Origin of the sequence: Enterobacter sp. 50793107 (assembly GCF_001463365.1) — a bacterium.
Taxonomy (GTDB): Bacteria; Pseudomonadota; Gammaproteobacteria; order Enterobacterales; family Enterobacteriaceae; genus Enterobacter; species Enterobacter cloacae.
In genome coordinates this window covers 106,932-124,039 of sequence record NZ_LNII01000070.1, presented here as the reverse complement: position 1 = coordinate 124,039, position 17,108 = coordinate 106,932, and the positions used below count along the sequence as shown (strand labels likewise).

General features: G+C 59.0%; 16 protein-coding genes. 8 read left to right on the top strand and 8 right to left on the bottom strand.

Features of this window, described 5'->3' with window-relative positions; translation table 11 throughout:
• Positions 1-4 precede the first annotated feature (4 nt).
• Entirely contained in the window at positions 5-1,912 is a 1,908-nt protein-coding gene (locus APU11_RS10130) for a DNA topoisomerase III (protein WP_058651477.1), read from the top strand.
• A 58-nt stretch (positions 1,913-1,970) separates the two neighbouring features.
• Here APU11_RS10130 and gdhA read toward each other — a convergent pair whose 3' ends face one another.
• Positions 1,971-3,314 (bottom strand): NADP-specific glutamate dehydrogenase, encoded by a 1,344-nt coding sequence (gene gdhA, locus APU11_RS10125; protein ID WP_020688396.1) that lies wholly within the window; start codon positions 3,312-3,314, stop codon positions 1,971-1,973.
• A 228-nt stretch (positions 3,315-3,542) separates the two neighbouring features.
• On the opposite strand from gdhA, the gene APU11_RS10120 reads away from it, so the two are divergent.
• Positions 3,543-3,815 (top strand): YnjH family protein, encoded by a 273-nt coding sequence (locus tag APU11_RS10120; protein WP_013097042.1) that lies wholly within the window; start codon positions 3,543-3,545, stop codon positions 3,813-3,815.
• Here APU11_RS10120 and APU11_RS10115 read toward each other — a convergent pair.
• Complete coding sequence (locus tag APU11_RS10115) at positions 3,775-4,191, bottom strand: pyrimidine (deoxy)nucleoside triphosphate diphosphatase (protein ID WP_045295809.1); 417 nt, start codon at positions 4,189-4,191, stop codon at positions 3,775-3,777. The two genes, APU11_RS10120 and APU11_RS10115, sit on opposite strands and share 41 nt — an antisense overlap.
• Positions 4,192-4,266: 75 nt before the next feature.
• Between APU11_RS10115 and APU11_RS10110 the strand changes: the two genes are divergently transcribed.
• Entirely contained in the window at positions 4,267-4,836 is a 570-nt protein-coding gene (locus APU11_RS10110; RefSeq protein WP_057071569.1) for a carboxymuconolactone decarboxylase family protein, read from the top strand.
• Complete coding sequence (locus APU11_RS10105) at positions 4,829-5,446, top strand: CDP-alcohol phosphatidyltransferase family protein (protein WP_029881998.1); 618 nt, start codon at positions 4,829-4,831, stop codon at positions 5,444-5,446. The genes APU11_RS10110 and APU11_RS10105 overlap by 8 nt, the downstream gene beginning before the upstream one ends.
• Here APU11_RS10105 and APU11_RS10100 read toward each other — a convergent pair.
• The 6 genes from APU11_RS10100 to xthA form a co-directional block, all read right to left on the bottom strand.
• Positions 5,443-6,750 carry a sulfurtransferase gene (locus APU11_RS10100; protein ID WP_058651478.1) on the bottom strand — a complete coding sequence of 436 codons (1,308 nt, stop codon included), beginning with the start codon at positions 6,748-6,750 and terminating at the stop codon, positions 5,443-5,445. The two genes, APU11_RS10105 and APU11_RS10100, sit on opposite strands and share 4 nt — an antisense overlap.
• 73 nt (positions 6,751-6,823) lie before the next feature.
• On the bottom strand, positions 6,824-7,444 hold the full coding sequence (locus tag APU11_RS10095) for an ATP-binding cassette domain-containing protein (protein WP_058651479.1): 621 nt from the start codon (positions 7,442-7,444) through the stop codon (positions 6,824-6,826).
• Positions 7,444-8,973 carry a hypothetical protein gene (locus APU11_RS10090; protein WP_058651480.1) on the bottom strand — a complete coding sequence of 510 codons (1,530 nt, stop codon included), beginning with the start codon at positions 8,971-8,973 and terminating at the stop codon, positions 7,444-7,446. Before APU11_RS10090 ends, APU11_RS10095 begins: the two co-directional genes overlap by 1 nt.
• On the bottom strand, positions 8,946-10,115 hold the full coding sequence (locus APU11_RS10085) for an ABC transporter substrate-binding protein (protein WP_058651481.1): 1,170 nt from the start codon (positions 10,113-10,115) through the stop codon (positions 8,946-8,948). Before APU11_RS10085 ends, APU11_RS10090 begins: the two co-directional genes overlap by 28 nt.
• Positions 10,116-10,121: 6 nt before the next feature.
• Positions 10,122-10,805, bottom strand: coding sequence for a TVP38/TMEM64 family protein (locus tag APU11_RS10080; RefSeq protein WP_058651482.1), 684 nt, complete (start codon positions 10,803-10,805; stop codon positions 10,122-10,124).
• Between the two features lie 6 nt (positions 10,806-10,811).
• Positions 10,812-11,618 (bottom strand): exodeoxyribonuclease III, encoded by an 807-nt coding sequence (xthA, locus tag APU11_RS10075; protein ID WP_013097033.1) that lies wholly within the window; start codon positions 11,616-11,618, stop codon positions 10,812-10,814.
• Positions 11,619-12,051: 433 nt separating this feature from the next.
• Here xthA and APU11_RS10070 point away from each other — a divergent pair, with 433 nt between their 5' ends.
• Genes APU11_RS10070 through astB form a run of 4 tightly spaced genes read left to right on the top strand, consistent with a single transcriptional unit; the run spans position 12,052 to position 17,099 of the window.
• Positions 12,052-13,272, top strand: coding sequence for an aspartate aminotransferase family protein (locus APU11_RS10070; RefSeq protein WP_029882003.1), 1,221 nt, complete (start codon positions 12,052-12,054; stop codon positions 13,270-13,272).
• Positions 13,269-14,303, top strand: a complete 1,035-nt coding sequence (gene astA / locus APU11_RS10065; protein ID WP_040019660.1) for an arginine N-succinyltransferase — start codon at positions 13,269-13,271, stop codon at positions 14,301-14,303. Before APU11_RS10070 ends, astA begins: the two co-directional genes overlap by 4 nt.
• Positions 14,300-15,787 (top strand): succinylglutamate-semialdehyde dehydrogenase, encoded by a 1,488-nt coding sequence (gene astD, locus APU11_RS10060; RefSeq protein WP_058651483.1) that lies wholly within the window; start codon positions 14,300-14,302, stop codon positions 15,785-15,787. The genes astA and astD overlap by 4 nt, the downstream gene beginning before the upstream one ends.
• Positions 15,774-17,099, top strand: a complete 1,326-nt coding sequence (gene astB / locus APU11_RS10055; protein ID WP_058651484.1) for an N-succinylarginine dihydrolase — start codon at positions 15,774-15,776, stop codon at positions 17,097-17,099. The genes astD and astB overlap by 14 nt, the downstream gene beginning before the upstream one ends.
• The last annotated feature ends 9 nt before the right edge of the window (positions 17,100-17,108 follow it).

Here is a 17,108-nt window from a genome sequence, read left to right as displayed (position 1 = left end):
TTCGATGCGGTTGTTTATTGCCGAAAAGCCGAGTCTGGCTCGTGCCATCGCCGATGTGCTGCCGAAGCCGCATCGCAAAGGCGACGGCTTTATTGAATGCGGTAACGGGCAGGTGGTCACCTGGTGCATTGGTCACCTGCTTGAGCAGGCACAGCCAGACGTCTACGACAGCCGCTATGCCCGCTGGAACCTCAACGATCTGCCTATCGTGCCGGAAAAATGGCGCCTGCAACCGCGCCCCTCCGTCACCAAACAGCTCAACGTCATTAAGCGCTTTCTGCATGAAGCGTCTGAAGTTGTCCACGCCGGTGACCCGGACAGGGAAGGACAACTGCTGGTGGATGAAGTGCTGGACTATCTGGAGCTGGCGCCGGAAAAACGCCAGCAGGTGCAGCGCTGCCTGATTAACGACCTCAACCCGCAGGCGGTGGAGCGGGCGATTTCACGTCTGCGCGCCAACAGCGAGTTTATCCCGCTGTGCGTGTCCGCGTTAGCCCGCGCGCGCGCAGACTGGCTGTACGGGATCAACATGACCCGCGCCTACACGATCCTTGGGCGGAATGCCGGCTATCAGGGGGTACTCTCCGTAGGCCGCGTGCAAACGCCGGTGCTGGGGCTGGTGGTGCGCCGTGATGAAGAAATTGAAAACTTCGTCGCCAAAGATTTCTTCGAAGTGAAAGCGCACATCGTCACCCCGAAAGAGGAGCGTTTTACCGCCGTCTGGCAGCCGAGCGATGCCTGCGAATCGTATCAGGATGAAGAAGGCCGTCTGCTGCACCGTCCGCTGGCGGAGCACGTGGTCAACCGGATCACCGGTCAACCTGCCATCGTCACCAGCTATAACGATAAACGGGAATCCGAACCCGCACCGCTGCCGTTTTCACTTTCTGCCCTGCAGATTGAGGCCGCGAAGCGCTTTGGCCTGAGCGCGCAGAACGTGCTGGATATCTGCCAGAAGCTCTACGAAACCCACAAGCTCATCACCTATCCGCGTTCAGACAGCCGCTACCTGCCTGAAGAGCACTTTGCCGGACGCCACGCGGTGATGAACGCCATCGGCGTGCATGCGCCGGATCTGCTGCCGCAGCCGGTCGTCAACCCGGATACCCATAACCGCTGCTGGGACGATAAAAAAGTCGATGCCCACCATGCGATCATCCCGACGGCGCGGGCCAGCAACGTCAACCTGACGGAGAACGAAGCGAAGGTCTATAACCTGATCGCGCGTCAATATCTGATGCAGTTCTGCCCGGACGCGGTGTTCCGCAAGTGCGTCATTGAGCTGGAGATCTCCAAAGGCAAATTTATTGCCAAAGCGCGTTTTCTGGCGGAAGCGGGCTGGCGTACGCTGCTTGGCAACAAAGAGCGTGACGAAGAGAACGACGGCACTCCGCTGCCGGTAGTGGCTAAAGACGACGAGCTGCTGTGTGAGAAAGGGGAAGTGGTAGAGCGCCAGACGCAGCCACCACGCCATTTCACCGATGCGACGCTGCTCTCCGCCATGACCGGGATTGCCCGTTTTGTACAGGACAAAGAGCTGAAAAAGATCCTGCGCGCCACTGACGGGCTGGGAACTGAAGCGACCCGCGCGGGGATCATCGAGCTGCTGTTCAAACGCGGCTTCCTGGAGAAAAAAGGGCGCTATATTCACTCCACCGAGCCGGGCAGGGCATTAATCCACTCCCTGCCGGAGCTGGCCGCCAGGCCGGATATGACGGCGCACTGGGAATCGGTGCTGACGCAAATCAGCGAGAAACAGTGCCGTTATCAGGACTTTATGCAGCCGCTGGTGGGGACGCTGTACCAGCTGATCGATCAGGCACGCAGCACGCCGGTGAAGCGGTTCAGAGGAATGGTGGCACCGGGTGGTGGTGCGAAGAAACCGTTTAAAAAGAAAAAGAGCGCGGCCTGATACCCTCGTTTTTTTCCCCTCTCCCAAAGGGAGAGGGCACCCGGCCGCACGTTAAAACTTAAATCACACCTTGTCCAATCATCGCGTCCGCCACCTTCACGAACCCGGCGATATTCGCACCACGCACGTAGTTGGTTTGCGAGGCCTCACCGCCGTACTCTACGCAGGCGTGGTGAATATCCAGCATGATGTGGTGCAGACGGGCATCCACTTTCTCTGCTTTCCAGCCCAGACGCGCGGCGTTTTGCGCCATCTCCAGACCGGACGTTGCCACGCCGCCGGCGTTGGCGGCTTTGCCCGGTGCAAACAGTACGCCTGCTTCCAGGAACAGATCGGTCGCCTCGATGGTGGTTGGCATATTCGCCCCTTCGGCTACCGCTTTTACGCCATTGCTGATTAAGGTGCGGGCGGCTTCAACGTCCAGTTCGTTCTGGGTTGCACACGGCAGGGCGATATCCACCGGCACGCCCCACGGTTGTTTACCCTCAAGATAGGTCAGACCAAACTCGCGGGCATAATCGGCCACGCGGCCATCGCGACTGGCTTTGATTTCACACAGACGCGCCAGTTTCTCAGCCGTGAAGCCGGCTTCATCCACGACGGTACCGCTGGAATCAGACGCGGTGACCACGCGGGCACCAAACTGCATTGCTTTTTCGATGGCATATTGCGCCACGTTGCCGGAGCCGGAGACCGCCACGCGCATGCCTTCGAAGCCTAAGCCGTGGCGTTTCAGCATCGCTTCGGTGAAATAGACCAGACCGTAGCCGGTCGCTTCCGGGCGGATCAGGCTGCCGCCAAAGGAGAGTCCTTTGCCGGTAAAGACGCAGGCGCTGTTGTTTGAGAGCTTTTTCATCATTCCGGCCATAAAGCCCACTTCACGCCCGCCCACGCCGATATCACCAGCAGGGACGTCGGTGTCCGGGCCAAGGTGGCGATAAAGCTCGGTGATCAGCGCCTGGCAGAAGCGCATCACTTCGCCTTCGCTTTTGCCTTTCGGGTCAAAATCGCTGCCGCCTTTACCGCCGCCCATCGGCAGGGTAGTGAGCGCGTTTTTAAAGGTCTGCTCAAAGCCAAGGAATTTCAAAATCGACAGGTTCACTGAAGGGTGGAAGCGCATCCCGCCCTTAAACGGCCCGATAGCCGAGTTAAACTGCACGCGCCACGCGCGGTTCACCTGCACCTGATTGCGGTCGTCCACCCACGCCACGCGGAACTGGATCACGCGCTCAGGTTCGACGAGGCGCTCAAGCAAAGACATCTGACGATAACGTGGGTTTTGTTCCAGGAAGGGCCACAGGGTGGTCATTACTTCACGTACGGCCTGCGCAAACTCGCTCTGATGCGGGTCGCGCTGCTGAACATGGGTGAGAAAACTTTCCAGAGTGCGTGTCTGATCCATAGATATAAGAACCTCTTATGATAATTTCCGTATGTGTCTTATACGATTTGTGTTGTTTTTTTGACTATACCACCCGTACCGCTTTGCGAAGCAAGCAGAAATTTATGTCGAAAGGGAAATTAATGACCAGTGCGGCGTCATAACCAAAAGCGATGACGAGATAAATTAAAGGTTCCGCGATGATTAACCGTTATAGTCATTATCAGGACACAACAGGAAGAGAAGTCTATGAACCGTTACGTGATGACCGCGTTATGTTTGATGCTGAGCGCTGGCGCGCAGGCTGACCGCATTCGCCCGGATGTGGAAGTGAACGTACCGCCGGAGGTCTTTAGCTCCAGCGGCCAGAGAGCGCAGCCCTGTAACCAGTGCTGCATCTATCAGGATCAGAACTACTCAGAAGGGGCGGTGGTGAAAGCGGACGGCATCCTGCTGCAGTGCCAGCGCGATGAACGCACCATCAGTACGAATCCACTGGTCTGGCGTCGCGTAAAAGAATAAAGGCTTCCAGCAGCGGAATATCCGCCGGGGCTAAGGGGTAGTCAAACGCCTCTTCAGGCGTACACCACACCAGGGCGCTGTGGTAGTGCGCCGTTAGCTCACCACTGAAGTGGGGCACGTGCCAGGCGTGTAAATGGATTAACCGCTGTGACACTTCCCGCTGGTGGCTTGCCACGTAGTACGACGGTCGCGCGTGGATCCCTAACTCCTCCTGCAGCTCGCGGATCAGCGCTTCGGGCTGCGTTTCTCCGGCTTCCACCTTTCCACCGGCAAACTCCCACAGGCCCGGCTGATCGGCATGCATGGGGCGCTGCGCCAGTAAAATTTTATTGTCTTTTTCGATGATTGCCGCAACGACATCGAGTGTTTTCAGCATGGTCGTCAATACTTGATAGCGAAAAACACCATATTATCGTGCCCTTTCCAGGAGTCCAGTCATCAGGAGAATCACGTGAAAGAGACATCCACCTGGGTTGCCCCGGTTGAATCCCTTCCCGCCAGCCTCAAACCTATTGCCGCCATGCAGAAAAAACACTTTGGCGCAGTGCTTAACCCCACGCGCTGGTGGGGACGTATGCCGCGCCTGTTCTGGCTGGTGGCGCTGTTTGTCGGGTTTCTGGAGCGACGCAACGCCCGCCTGACGCCGGTGCTGCGCTCGCTGCTGATGACGCGGGTATCCCAGCTCTGTCACTGTGCATTTTGTATTGATGCCAATAGCCTGCGTCTTGCCGAACGCGCGGGCGCGTTGGATAAAGTGCAGGCCGTGAGTCAGTGGCGTGACGCCGCGCTTTTCAATGAGCAGGAGCGCGCGGCGCTGGCCTACGCGGAGGCCGTCACCGCCACGCCGCCGCAGGTGGATGAGGCGCTCAAAAGCGAGCTCAAACGCCTTTTTACCGATGAGACGATTAGCGAAATGACGGCGCTGATTGCGTTTCAAAACCTTTCGGCCCGCTTTAATGCCGCCCTTGATATCCCGGCGCAGGGACTGTGCGACACGTTTAAAGGAAAGCCGCATGCTTGATCGACATATTCATCCCCGGGTAAAGCCCGCCCTTAACCGGCTGGCCTCCTGGCTGGATAAACCCGGCATCACGCCCGATGGCTTAACGTTAACCGGATTTGCCGCAGGCGTGCTGACGCTACCGTTTCTGGCGCTTGGCTGGTATCCGGCGGCCCTGGTCGCCATTGTGGCTAATCGCCTGCTGGATGGCCTGGACGGCGCACTGGCACGCCGCAGAGGGCTGACGGATGCGGGCGGGTTTCTGGATATCGCGCTCGATTTTCTGTTCTACGCGCTGGTGCCGTTTGGTTTTGCCCTCGCGGCTCCCGCTGAGAATGCGCTGGCCGCGGCCTGGCTACTGTTCGCCTTTATCGGAACCGGCAGCAGCTTTCTGGCCTTTGCCGCTCTGGCGGCGAAACACAATATCGATAACCCCGGCTATGCGCACAAGTCGTTTTACTATATCGGCGGATTAACGGAAGGGACGGAGACCATCGTGCTGTTTGTGTTGTGCTGCCTGTTTCCGGCGCACTTCACGCTTCTCGCGTGGGTATTTGGCGCGTTGTGCTGGCTGACCACCACAACGCGCATCTGGAGCGGGTATCTGACGCTGCGTTCACTCACGCCCTAGCGCGAACTGTCGGGTCCGCGTTCGCCAGACGACACCGGGTTTTGCGGGTGGCTGCTCCATTCGTACCAGCCACCGTCATAGACGGAGATGTTTTTCCAGCCCATCGCCCGGGCATACATAAAGCCCTCTGAAGCTCGCCAGCCGGTACCGCAATAAAAGGCCACGTGCTGTTCCGGCAGGATGTTCCAGCTTTTCCACATGGCGGCGATGTCATCGGCGCTGCGCATGGTGCCGTCCGGGTTATGGAAATCTTCCATATGGGTGGCATCGCTTCCGGCATGACCCCAGCGGGCACCGGCAATTTCACCTTTGGGTTTGATGTAGCTGTAGCCGCTGGTTTCGCCAGTAAACTCCGGCCACGAGCGAATGCTGACCAGCGAAGCATCCTGGCGATGCAGCATCCCGCGCGCCTGCGCCATATCGATCATCAGCTGTGGCTGACCGGGGAGCGGCGCGCCGAAATCGGGAGCGGGTTTGACATCAGCAGGCATCCCTCTTTCCACCGGCAGGTTGGCCTCTGACCACGCTTTCCAGCCACCATTAAGAATACGCACGTCCTTCACGCCCGCGTAGAGCATAATTTGCGCCACGCGGGCGGCGGCATAGACATCGCGACCATACAGAATGACGGTGGTATCGTGACGGATCCCGTGTTTTGCCAGCATCGCTTTCAGTTTGTCGTCAGAAACCTTATTCCACAGCGGCTCGCTTTCCACTTCGTTGGTATCAATATAATCCGCGCCGGGAATGTGGTTCAGTAGATAGAACTTCGGCGCACCCCAGGCGGCTTCAATCACTTTCCAGTCACCGGCCGGGGCGGCTGCCACCGGTTTGCCCTGCGAAAGCTGATAAATCCACTGCGGGTAAACGAGCTGTTCAAAGTGCGGCAGGCGCTGCAGACGCTCAGGGGACTGCAGGGCATCACTGAGAACGGAAACCCGGGGATAACCGGCTTTCTTCAGGCGGGCGCTCACCGCCTGGTTGTCAGCGTCACTGCCGTAGAGGGCGATAGTCGTTGTGGGGGTAAGCTGATGCTGTTTTGCCCAGCGGCCAATCTGGTCGTCGCTCATCGCGCTCAGCCAGGTGGTAGAGAGGTTAAGCGCAGCGGGCTCGTGCCCGGAGGGGGCGCTCAGCGTTTGCGGCCAGCCGTTATAAAACGCACTGGCACGGGTATCGATCGCCGCGCCGTGCTGTTCCTGAAGCTGAGCCAGTGTGAGCGAATGGGGCATATCAGCGGCCATGCAAGAGAGTGAGGCGAGGCCGCAAAGCAGGGCCAGCGCGGTCAGTTGAGAAACACGTTTCATCGAATAACCTGACGTCAGTAAAAGAGGGGGGCATTGTCGTCTCTCCTGAAAGGTAAAACATTGCGTTAGCACATTATTGCCAGCGAGAAATCTCAATCACCTCGCCACCCGGCGGAATATCTTCATCGTCATGCGTGACCAGCACTACCGGGATATTGCGTGCGCGCAGGGCATCAAACACCCATGTCCGAAAGGACGACCGCAGTGATTTATCAAGGCGGCTAAACGGTTCGTCCAGCAACAACGCCTGTGGCTCGGCAAGCAGAGCCCGCAGCAGGCTCACCCTGGCACGCTCCCCGCCGGATAGCGTGGCCGGATCGCTGGCATAGTGGCGATTTAGCCCGGCTGAATCCAGAGCCTGTTGCACCTTTTCCCGGCGTGCGCGTCCGGTTATTCGCGCCGGTAACGCCAGCAGCAGATTTTGCCCGACGCTGTACTGGTCAAACAGCAGTGCGTCCTGAAAGAGAATACCGATCCCGCGTTGCTCGACAGGCAGCCCGTCACAGCGGCGATCGTCAAGCCACAGCTCGCCCTGCGCCTGAAAGTCGTCAGACAGTGCCCCAACCATCCATGAGAACAGGGTCGATTTCCCGCTGCCGGACGGCCCCATCAGGGTGACAATTTCACCGCGAGGGACATAAAAGTTAACTTCACGGAACAGCAGCGCAATGGTGAGATTGTTGACCTTCAGCATTAACGTAATCCTCGTCGATAATGGCCTGCGAGCCGGGATAACAGTGCGGCAACGCCGAAGACGGCCCCTGTCACCAACAGAAGCCACAGCGCCCGGTTAGCCAGAATCGGGATGCTGCCGCCGCTGCTGAGCGCCACGGTTTCGGTGGTAAGGGTGCTGAAACGCCCCGCGCCGAGCCAGAGTGTTGGCATGTATTGCGCCATGCTGACCGAAAATCCGGTTGCAAACGCCAGCAGCGCGGGGCGCAACAGCAGGGGACATTTGATCAGGCAGAAGACTTTTGTCCGCCGCCAGCCAAGCGTTCTGGCCGTGAGGAGAAGCCGCGGATCGATGCGCCGCCAGGCGGGTTGCAGTATCAGCAGCATCCACGGCAACACCCACAGCAGATGACTCCAGAGCACGGCGGCGTACTGCCCGTCGATACCCAGCCATAACGCCACCCTGTATTGCCCGGAAACCAGCGGCAGCGCAGGAAGGGCGAGAGGGAGCCAGACCCACAGTGCACCACGCCGCGGCCCCCATTCCAGCCAGAGCAGTATCATGATCAGGCCTATCAGGCTGGCGAGCAGGCCGAACGATAAGCTGGCACGCACGGCGCTAACATCATCCCACTGGGCCAGCATCAGCAGCACGCCGGCGCAAAGCATGCCGCATGCGGGGAGGATTCCGCTGAGCATACGGGCGGGCGGCGCGAGGGGGAACGTGCGTCGCACCCCTGTCAGCGCAGGCAACGTGCGACGCCACGCCTTCCAGATACCGAACCCCAGCGCCGAAAGCGCGGCCAGCAGCGCGAGCATCAGCAGGCAGAGCAGCATTCCTTTCGTTTGCTGCTGCACGTCGCCCTGGGTCAGCCACTGCCAGGCCAGTACCGCCAGGGTAGGCGGATTCCCCGGCCCCAGGATGATGGCGACATCCACAACAGAGAGGGACCAGGCGAGCACCGCCAGCATTGTGGCACCCAGCGCCGGCGCGATCTCCGGGATCACCAGCCAGCACAGTCGCTGGAACCGCCCGTATCCCAGGGTTTGCAACACGACATTCTGGCGGGCCAGTATGGTTTCAGGTAACACCGCGTATATCGCCCACAGCACGAAGGCGCTCTCCTTGACGGCGAGAGTTAGCCCCAGCCCAATCCCGTAGCGATCCAACATCGGGGAGCAGCGTGTACAGAGCTGATAAAACAGACCGCCTTCGGCAAAAGTCAGCAACACGCTGGTGGCGAAAGCAACGTGGGGAACGGCCAGCAGCCACGGCAAACGGGTGCACAGAAGACGCCAGCGCTCACCGGGCCAGAGCGTGGTGACGAAAATCAGGGCGATAAACAGGGCGCCGAGAGTGGCAATCAGCGTGGATACCAGGGTGGCAGCGAGCGCCTGCGGGATCTGCGGGTCGTCAAACAGGCGTTGCCAGTTTTCTGCCGACAGCGCCGGCGTCAACAGCATGGCGGCGGCGGGAACAAGCGGCAGATACACTGCCGCCATCGCCAGCCAGATGAGTGCGCTCAGCGGGTGCCGTAACGACGCAGCCATTCCTGCTCCAGCGCGTTAACCCAGGCTGCGTGTGGCTCCGCAAGCATCTGCGGAAGCCCTTGTGGCGTGTGGGCCTGAAGCTGTTTTGCTTCATCTGCGGGCAGCGTGTTCGCCTGCAGTACGCTCGGATCGCCCCAGATAGCCGGGTCGGCTTTGCGGATCTGCGCCTGAGGTGAGAGCAGGAAATTGGCAACCACCCTGGCCCCCGCACTGGCGCTGGCGTTCGCCGGGATGGCAACAAAATGAACGTTACCGATCATCCCGTTGTGAAAACCAAAGCTGTAGCTGTCGGCAGGCAGTTCACCGCTGGCCACTTTTTGCAGCGCATGTGCCGGGTTAAAGGTCAGCGACAGGCTCAGACTGCCGCGAGCGAGCAGGGTATCCATCCGCGCAGGTGAAGGCGGGAAATCTTTTCCTTCTCGCCACAGCAGCGGGTGGAGTTTGTCGAGGTAGTCCCAGAGCGGCGCGGTAACCTGTGCAAAGGTGTCATCGGGCGCGCGTTTCAGCGCATCGGGTCGGGAGGTGAGCGTGAGAAGCAACTGTTCCAGAAACGCGGTGCCGGTAAAATCAGGCGGACGAGGATAGCTGATTTTACCCGGATGCTGCTGGGCCCAGGCCAGTAATCCCTGCGGGTCTGACGGTGGAGTCGGCATGCTCGCTTTGCGGGCGATAAAGGTGAGCTGCGCGCCACCCCACGGAGATTCTGCACCCTCGGTTGGCAGGGCGAAATCTTCCGTGACCGGTTTGCCCGTGTCGACATAACGCCAGTTAGGCAGCGTCTGTGCCCATCCGGTTTGCAGCAGGTTAGCCTCTTTCAGCGTGCGGAAATTCTCACCGTTAACCCACAAAAGATCCACCGAGCCATGGGTCTTACGCCCGGCGGCAGCTTCTGTCTGGATCCGTTTTACCGCATCCGCCGCATCGGCCAGGTGGACAATGTTGAGGTTGATTGCGTAGTGCGTTTTCATCTCGCCGCTGACCCAGTCGAGGTAGCGGTTAACCGCCTGATCGCCTCCCCAGGCGTTAAACCAGACGGTCTGGCCTTTGGCCTGTTGTTGGATAACGTGCCAGCTGTCGGCGGCACACAGAGGAGTGGTCAGCAGCAGACCGGTCAGAAACGCGCAAAAACGCACACGGCGCATAATGCCTCACTTTTTAAACGAAGAGGGGAGTCGGGAAAACAGCCATCGGCTCATCAGCGGTAATAACCCCAGTAGTGTAAAGGCTAACAGCATGCCCGGCGACAGAATATCGCGCAGCGAGGTGATTTTTCCCAGCTCGCGGCCGGCGTTGAGGAAGATAACCGTTGCGGGCAGCATGGCGAGCTGGCTGACCCACCAGTACCGACGCACCCCAATGCGGGTCAGCCCCATCAGCAGATTGACCAGAAAAAACGGGAACAACGGCATCATGCGCAGGGCGAATAGATACCCTGCGCCGTCACGCGCCATCCCGGCGTTCACCGTTTTCATCTGTTGGGCAAACCGTCGCTGAACCCAGTCGCGCAGCAGATAACGGCTGGCGAGCATCGCGAGCGTGGCGCCGAGCGTGGAGGCAAACGACACCAGCAGCGTCCCCTTCCACAGCGTAAATAGCGCGCCGCCCAGCAGGGTCAGTATCGCGGCACCGGGGATAGACAGGGCGGAAACCACCACATAGAGGGCAAAAAAGATCAGCGCACTTTGCTGCGGGGCGTGTTCGACGCAGGCGAGCAAGGTCTGCTGATGCGTTTTGACGGTTTCAAGAGAGAGCGTGCCCGGAGTAAGAGTGAGCCACGTCAGCATAAAGGCGCCCAGCAGGGCGCACAGTACGACAATTTTTCGAATGTTCACACGGGGTTACAGCTTGAATTTCGCCCACACCGGCGCGTGGTCCGACGGTTTTTCCATGCTGCGGATATCGTAGTCGATCCCGGTTTCAATGCAGCGTTCCGCCAGCGGGGAGCTTGCCAGCAGCAGGTCTATGCGCAGCCCGCGGTTGTCATCAAAGCCTTTTGAGCGGTAATCGAACCATGAGAAGCGATCCTGGGTGTCCGGGTTAGCCGTGCGGAAGGTATCCACCAGACCCCAGCTCAGCAGACGATCCATCCACTCGCGCTCTTCCGGCAGGAATGAACATTTGCCGGTGCGCAACCAGCGTTTGCGGTTCTCTTCACCAATGCCGATATCCAGATCGGTCGGGCTAATATTCATGTCGCCCATGATCAGCACCGGATTCTCTTTTTTCAGTTCGGTGGTCAGATAATCCTGCAGATCCTGATAAAACTTCGCTTTCGCCGGGAATTTGGTCTCATGGTCACGGCTCTCCCCCTGCGGGAAATAGCCGTTGATCACGGTGATATTGCCGAGCGCTGAAGGAATTTCCGCCATGATGATACGGCGCTGCGCTTCTTCGCCATCACCCGGGAAGCCGCGGCGGACGGAAACCGGCGTCTCTTTGGTCAGCAGGGCAACGCCGTAATGCCCTTTCTGTCCGTGATAAAAGACGTTGTAACCCAGTTTCACCACCTCTTCGAGGGGGAACATATCGTCGTGAACTTTTGTCTCCTGCAGGCCGATCACATCAGGCTGATGTTGTTCAACAATCGCTTCAAGCTGGTGAGGGCGGGCACGCAGGCCGTTGATATTAAAAGAGACAAATTTCATAGTCGCTGCCAGTGCAAGGTGAATAGTGCATGGATGGTAGCAGAATTTGCGTCGTCTGTTACGGGGATTGACCAATAACTGCGACAGATAATGCCAACGGTGCAATATTTGCACCATTCTGACGCGCTTCGCCCTTAAAAGGGGCGTAAATGGCCAATAAATTTCGCGAGCGATCACAATTCCAGAATTATATTTGGCCTCTGCATACTCTTTCTGATTTTCATGCGGCAAAGCGCCGCTTGTCGTAAAAATATTCACTTTTTATGCACTAAAAGTGAATAACTCCATATTGTAACTTATTGATATTCTGTTACCCCCACCCGTTTATGCATTTTTATCGCTGGCTGGCACGAAGGCTGCAATCTACATTCACAGTGCAAACACTCAATTATTTAACATTCAAATAACCTTTTATTTACCGGATGAGGTCGCTATGTCTCTGTCAATTACGCGTGAAAATTTCGATGAATGGATGATGCCGGTTTACGCTCCGGCGGCTTTTATTCCGGTTCGTGGGGAAGGCTCGCGCCTGTGGGATCAGCAGGGTAAAGAGTATATTGACTTTGCGGGCGGGATTGCGGTTAACGCGCTGGGCCATGCACACCCGGCGCTACGCCAGGCGTTAAACGACCAGGCGGCGAAGTTCTGGCATACCGGGAACGGCTATACCAACGAACCGGCGCTGCGTCTGGCGAAAAAACTGATCGACGCGACGTTTGCGGAGAAAGTCTTTTTCTGCAACTCGGGCGCGGAGGCGAACGAAGCGGCGCTGAAGCTGGCGCGCAAATATGCGCACGATAAATTCGGTGTGCACAAGAGCGGGATTGTGGCCTTTAAGAACGCGTTCCATGGCCGCACGCTCTTTACCGTCAGCGCAGGGGGGCAGCCGTCCTACTCGCAGGACTTTGCGCCGCTGCCGCCGGATATCCGCCACGGGGTGTATAACGATCTGCAGTCAGCCCGCGAGCTGATCGACGACACCACCTGCGCGGTGATCGTTGAGCCAATGCAGGGAGAAGGCGGTGTGCTGCCCGCACAGAAAGCGTTCCTGCAGGGGCTGCGCGAACTGTGCGATCGTCATAACGCGGTACTGATTTTCGACGAAGTGCAGACCGGCGTTGGCCGTACCGGTGAGCTGTATGCGTATATGCACTACGGCGTAACGCCGGACGTTCTCTCAACGGCGAAAGCGCTGGGCGGCGGCTTCCCGATTGGCGCGATGCTGACCACCGATAAATTCGCCAGCGTAATGGTCGTGGGCACGCATGGCACCACCTATGGCGGTAACCCGCTGGCAACGGCCGTGGCCGGACAGGTTCTGGATATCATCAATACCCCGGAAGTGTTGAAGGGGGTTAAACAGCGTCACGACTGGTTTGTGGAGCGTCTGAACGCCATTAACAGCAAGACCGGTCTGTTTAAAGAGATTCGCGGCCTGGGGCTGTTAATTGGCTGCGAACTGACGCCGGAGTTTGCCGGAAAAGCTAAACTTATTTCACAGGAAGCGGCGAAACAGGGCGTGATGGTGCTGATTGCCGGTGCCAACGTGGTGCGTTTTGCCCCTGCGCTGATTGTCAGCGAGGAAGAGGTGAGCACCGGTTTAGACCGTTTTGCGCTGGCCTGTGAACGTGTGAAATCCGGGGTGTCATCATGATGGTCATCCGTCCCGTTGAGCGCGGCGATCTCGCCGGGCTCATGCAGCTTGCCGGTAAGACGGGGGGCGGGCTAACCTCGCTTCCTGCCGATGAAAAAACGCTGTCGGCGCGCATTGAGCGCGCCCTGCTAACCTGGCAGGGGACGTTGCCAAAAAGCGAACAGGGCTATGTGTTCGTGCTGGAAGATACCGACACGGGGACCGTAGCCGGGATCTGCGCCATCGAAGTGGCCGTTGGTCTTAATGATCCGTGGTACAACTACCGCGTGGGCACCATGGTTCATGCCTCAAAAGAGCTGAACGTCTATAACGCGCTGCCGACGCTGTTTCTCTGTAATGACCACACCGGTGCCAGCGAGCTTTGTACGCTGTTCCTTGATCCGGCGTGGCGTAAAGAGGGCAACGGGTATCTGCTCTCCAAATCGCGCTTTATGTTTATGGCCGCTTTCCGCGATCGTTTTAACGAAAAGGTGGTGGCTGAAATGCGCGGTGTGATCGACGATAAAGGCTATTCGCCGTTCTGGGAGAGCCTGGGCGAGCGTTTCTTCTCGATGGAGTTCAGCCGGGCAGACTATCTGTGCGGCACCGGACAGAAAGCGTTTATCGCTGAGCTGATGCCGAAACACCCTATCTATACCCATTTCTTAACCCCGGAAGCACAGGCGGTGATTGGCGAAGTCCATCCGCAAACGGCGCCTGCCCGCGCGGTGCTGGAGAAAGAAGGCTTCCGCTACCGTAACTATGTCGACATCTTTGACGGCGGGCCGACGCTGGAGTGCGACATCGACCGCGTGCGCGCGATCCGTAAAAGCCGACTGGTTGACGTCTCTGAAGGTCAGCCTGCGCCGGGTGACTGGCCGGCGTGCCTGGTGGCGAACGAAAATTACACCAACTTCCGCGCCATGCTGGTGCGTACCAACCCGAAATGTGAACGTCTGGTGCTGACGGCTGCAGAACTGGATGCCCTGAAATGTAATGCCGGCGATACGGTTCGCCTGGTGCGACTCTGCCCTGAGGAGAAAACAGCATGACTTTATGGATCAACGGAGACTGGGTAACGGGCGAAGGCGAACAGCGAGTGAAGACCAATCCGGTCGGCAACGAGGTGCTCTGGAAAGGTAATGATGCCAGCGCCGGGCAGGTTGAACAGGCCTGCCACGCCGCGCGCCGCGCGTTTCCGGCGTGGGCGAAACAGCCGTTCACCGTGCGCCAGGGGATTGTCGAAAAGTTTGCCTCTCTGCTGGAAGCGAATAAAACCGAGCTGACCCGCACGATCGCCCTGGAGACCAGCAAGCCACGCTGGGAAGCGGCGACTGAAGTGACGGCGATGATCAACAAAATCGCTATCTCGGTAAAGGCGTACCATACCCGCACCGGCGAGCAGCATACCGAAATGGCTGACGGCGCGGCCACGCTGCGCCATCGCCCCCACGGCGTACTGGCGGTGTTTGGCCCCTACAACTTCCCGGGGCATCTGCCAAACGGGCATATTGTGCCTGCACTGCTGGCGGGAAATAACGTCATTTTCAAACCGAGTGAATTAACGCCGCTGACCGGTGAGGTGGTGGTGAAGCTCTGGGAGCAGGCGGGTTTGCCGCCGGGCGTGCTGAACCTGGTGCAGGGCGGGCGTGAAACCGGCCAGGCGCTGAGCGCGTTAAGTGATATTGATGGCCTGCTGTTTACCGGCAGCGCCGGGACGGGCTATCAGCTGCATCGCCAGCTGGCCGGGCAGCCGGAAAAAATTCTGGCGCTGGAGATGGGGGGGAACAACCCGCTCATTGTTGAAGATCCTGATGATATTGATGCGGCAGTCCACCTGACCATCCAGTCGGCCTTTATTACTGCCGGCCAGCGCTGCACCTGTGCGCGTCGTCTGCTGGTGAAGCGCGGGGCGCAGGGCGATGCGTTCCTCAGGCGTCTGGTTGAGGTGAGCGCGCGTCTGGTGCCTGCGACGTGGGATGCCGACCCGCAGCCGTTTATCGGCGGGCTCATCTCCGAACAGGCGGCGCTGAACGTTCTGAAAGCCTGGCAGGACCATGTCTCACGCGGCGCGAAAACCTTGCTGGAGCCGAAGCAGGTTCAGCCGGGCACGTCGCTGCTGACGCCGGGCATTGTTGAGATGAGCGGCGCGAGCAACGTGCCGGATGAAGAGGTCTTTGGGCCGCTGCTGTGCGTCTGGCGCTATGACGATTTTGACAGTGCCATTGCGATGGCCAACAACACCCGCTACGGCCTGTCGAGCGGTCTGATTTCACCGCAGCGCGAGAAGTTTGATCAGCTGCTGCTCGAAGCGCGCGCCGGGATTGTTAACTGGAACAAACCGCTGACCGGTGCCGCGAGTACCGCCCCGTTTGGCGGCGTAGGGGCTTCCGGGAACCATCGCGCCAGCGCGTGGTATGCCGCAGATTACTGCGCGTGGCCGATGGCGAGCCTGGAAACACCCGCGCTGACGCTGCCGGAAACGCTGAGTCCGGGTCTGGATTTTAGTCAGGGAGATCGCCATGAAAGCGCGTGAAGTCAATTTTGACGGCCTGGTGGGACTGACGCACCACTATGCCGGGCTCTCCTTTGGTAATGAAGCCTCGACGAAACACCGTTTTCAGGTCTCCAACCCGAAACTGGCGGCAAAGCAGGGGCTGCTGAAAATGAAGGCGCTATCGGACGCGGGTTTTCCGCAGGCGGTGATCCCGCCGCAGGAGCGTCCAAACGTGGCGGTGTTACGTCAGCTTGGTTTTAGCGGCACTGATGAACAGGTGGTGGAGAAAGCGGGAACGCAGACGCCACACCTGCTCTCGGCGGCGAGTTCCGCCTCCTCAATGTGGGTGGCCAATGCGGCGACCGTTGCGCCCTCTGCCGATACGCTGGATGGCAAGGTCCATTTGACGGTGGCGAACCTGAACAACAAATTCCACCGCGCCACCGAAGCGGAGACCACGGAGCGCGTGCTGCGCGCCATTTTCCATAATGACGCCCATTTTGCTGTCCATCCGGCTCTGCCGCAGGTGGCGATGTTTGGTGATGAAGGTGCTGCCAACCATAACCGTCTGGGCGGCGATTACGGCGAACCGGGGTTACAGCTGTTTATTTACGGGCGGGAAGAGGGCGGCCATTCTGCGCCAACCCGCTACCCGGCCCGACAGACGCTGGCGGCAAGCCAGGCCGTGGCGCGTCTGAATCAGGTCAATCCGTCGCAGGTGATTTTTGCCCAGCAGAACCCGCATGTGATCGACCAGGGCGTGTTCCATAACGACGTGATTGCCGTCTCTAACCGCCAGGTTCTGTTCTGCCACGAGCAGGCGTTCGCCCATCAGGAGAAACTCCTCGCCACGCTGCATGAACGCGTGCCCGGGTTTACGCCGATTCAGGTGCCGACGCAGGCGGTGAGCGTGCAGGATGCGGTTGAGACCTACCTCTTCAACAGCCAGCTGTTGAGCCGGGACGATGGCAGCATGATGCTGGTGCTGCCGCAGGAGTCCAGCGATCACCCGGGCGTGTGGCGTTATCTGACTGAACTGGTGAAAGCCGATAACCCGATTGCGGAACTGCGCGTCTTTGATCTGCGCGAGAGCATGGCAAACGGGGGCGGTCCGGCCTGTTTACGCCTGCGCGTGGTCCTGACGCCCAACGAAATGCAGGCCGTTAACCCGGCAGTGATGATGAATGAGACGCTGTTTAACATCCTGAACGACTGGGTGGACCGCTACTATCGTGACCGGTTAACGCAGGCCGATCTGGTTGACCCGCAGCTGCTGCGCGAAGGCCGCGAGGCGCTCGACGCGTTAACCTCAATCCTGCAGCTGGGTTCGGTTTACCCGTTCCAGCGCTAAAGGAGGCGC